Origin of the sequence: Cetobacterium sp. (assembly GCF_048470075.1) — a bacterium.
In the GTDB taxonomy this organism is placed as follows: domain Bacteria; phylum Fusobacteriota; class Fusobacteriia; order Fusobacteriales; family Fusobacteriaceae; genus Cetobacterium_A.
Window position 1 is genome coordinate 1 of sequence record NZ_DBGBQB010000269.1, and the last position, 2,714, is coordinate 2,714.

A 2,714-nucleotide genomic window follows, 5' to 3' on the forward strand; every position below is an offset into this window, starting at 1 on the left:
ATGCTCTTGGAGATGCTATCTTAACTAATAATTTAATTACTAATGCTCAATCTTTTATTCCATTAGCTGGTCCTGCCAATAGACAAGGACGTATTGTAGCTAATAATATTTTTGGAGAGAAAGAAAAATATAAAGGAAGCTTAGGTACCGCTATTTTAAAAATTTTTAATCTTACTGCTGCTTCTACTGGGATGAATGAAAAATCTTTAAAAAATAGTAATATTCCTTTTGATAAAATATATCTTCATCCTAATAATCACGCTAACTATTACCCAAGAGCTTCGCCTCTTTCAATAAAAGTACTTTTTAATAAAGAGAATAAAAGAATCTTAGGAGCTCAGTGTTTCGGAAAAGAAGGTGTGGATAAATTCATTGATACCATAGCTACAACTCTTCATTTTAAAGGAACTATAGATGATTTAAAAGAACTTGAGTTAGCATATGCACCACCTTTTTTATCAGCAAAATCTCCTGCTAACATGGCTGGTTTTATTGGAGATAATATTTTAAATAATAGATTAAATCAGATTTTTGTTGAAGAGTTAAGAGATTATGATAGCTCTAAACATTTTATTTTAGATGTTAGAGAAACTATTGAATTAGTGAGTGGATTTTTTGAAAATAGTGTAAATATTCCTTTAAGTGAACTTAGAAAAAGAATGGAAGAGATTCCAAAAGATAAAGAGATTTGGACATATTGTGCTGTTGGATTGAGAGGATATTTAGCCGAAAGATTTTTAAGTCAAAATGGATACAATGTTAAAAATATTGCTGGAGGATATAAAAATCATTTGAAAGTTTTAGGTGATAAGGAGCAATCTCCTATAATTAAAGAGTTTCCTCAAAATAAAGAAAATTTAAATTTAAATGATTATACAGATTTGTGTGGATTATCATGTCCAGGTCCTTTGGTAAAAGTTAAAGAAAATATGGATAAAATTGGAGATGGAGAAGTTTTTAAAGCAAAAGCATCTGATCCTGGTTTTTATAATGATATTCAAGCTTGGGCTAAATCTACAAATAATGAAATTATATCTTTGAAAAAAGATGGTGATAATATATTTGTTGATATTTTAAAAAATAAAAAAAATAATACTTCAAAAGAAAATAAAATTATTGAGACAAATGATGGATTAACAATAGTTGTTTTTAGTGGAGATTTAGACAAAGCTATTGCTGCATTTATAATAGCTAATGGCGCCTTAACTATGGGAAAAAAAGTTACTATGTTTTTCACATTTTGGGGACTCTCTATTTTAAAAAGAAAAAACATAGATACTAATAAGAGTCTTATAGAAAAAATGTTTAGCTTTATGCTACCTAAAAATAGTAAAGAGTTACCAATTTCTAAAATGAATATGTTTGGAACAGGTCCTAAAATGATTAGATGGATTATGAAAAAAAAGAATATCATGTCTTTAGAAACTCTTATGGCTGAATCTCTTAAAAATGAAGCCAACCTTGTTGCCTGCACTATGTCTATGGATGTTATGGGTGTAAAAAAAGAGGAGCTTATTGATCAAATCTCTTTTGGTGGTGTTGGACAATATTTAGGAGAAGCAGATAAAGCTAATAAAAATTTATTTATTTAAACGTTATATAATTTAGAAAAAGAGGTTGTAAATCAACCTCTTTTTTCTTTCATCCATAGTCCATAAAGTTTCGATATTATTGACTATTAAAATCTATATATTTATATAGATCTCACATTGTTTGTCCCTAGGTGCATGAAGTATCTCGTGAATATGGAGTTCCCTCTAGCAGCATTAGAGGCTGGATAAAGTGTTTCTCTAAGATAAATACTCCCAATAAGAGTCTATTGAATATGCTGATTTTTTAAAAATGAAAAAGGAGCTTGCTTCTGCCAAGGAGGAAAGGGAATCCTTATGACAATGCGTGCATAGAATCTTTTCATTCTGTAATCAAAAAAGAAATGATATATCAAAAAAAACAAGGACTTTTGAAGAAACTAAAAAAGCCCTATTTGAGTACATAGAAGGTTGGTATAATTCAAGAAGAATTCAGAAAAAATTAGATTACCAATCTCCTTAATTTTTTTTAGTAGTATGATAAATTTGAGAAATAAAAAAGGTCGTAGATTTTACTCTACGACCACAAACTACACTTGGATGAGAGCAAAAATAAAATTACTTAGAGTACAACAAAAACAATCGCTATAAACGATTACTTTTATACTCTTTAATTGTAATTTTATTTTTTAGCTCCGTACCACATCTATTTTGATTATATTACAAAATAAGATATGAGGACCAAACCACATCCTTATTATTTAATTTATAATTTATCATACTACTTTTTATGTTTTAACATAAAAAGTAGCTCTAAGCAAGTTCCATCTTTATTTTTAATTGATGTCATCATAGAATACTAACTAATACATTATTACTTTCTTTTTTATTATTTTGAATTAAATTTATTTTCTTTACATCTTTGTGAACTACCACCGCCCAAATAGAGGGCGGGGCTTCGTGGGAAGTATCTAACTCATGTCAGATATGTTAATCACGCTCTACGGGTAGTTCCTACCCTGATATATGCTTTAATAGGCTAGCAGCTCTCTACCAACCTCACGAATATTTATACTGGCGTTTAGGTCTCTATCTATCTCTGAGTTACATTCATCACATTTGTAGACTCTTTCAGATAGTGCTAATTCAGATTTTACTGAACCACAAAATGAACAAGTTTTTGAC

At 29.1% G+C, this 2,714-nt stretch carries 3 protein-coding genes; 2 read left to right on the forward strand and 1 reads right to left on the reverse strand.

Annotation, left to right across the window (positions count from 1 at the left end; genetic code table 11):
* A partial coding sequence (locus ACMOUI_RS09655) for a DsrE/DsrF/DrsH-like family protein (protein WP_418965491.1) occupies positions 1 to 1,592 on the forward strand: 1,592 nt, incomplete at its 5' end.
* Positions 1,593 to 1,896: 304 nt separating this feature from the next.
* Complete coding sequence (locus ACMOUI_RS09660; protein WP_418965492.1) at positions 1,897 to 2,052, forward strand: IS3 family transposase; 156 nt, start codon at positions 1,897 to 1,899, stop codon at positions 2,050 to 2,052.
* Positions 2,053 to 2,560: 508 nt separating this feature from the next.
* Here ACMOUI_RS09660 and ACMOUI_RS09665 read toward each other — a convergent pair.
* The coding region (locus ACMOUI_RS09665; RefSeq protein ID WP_418965493.1) for a zinc ribbon domain-containing protein at positions 2,561 to 2,714 on the reverse strand (154 nt) is incomplete at its 5' end.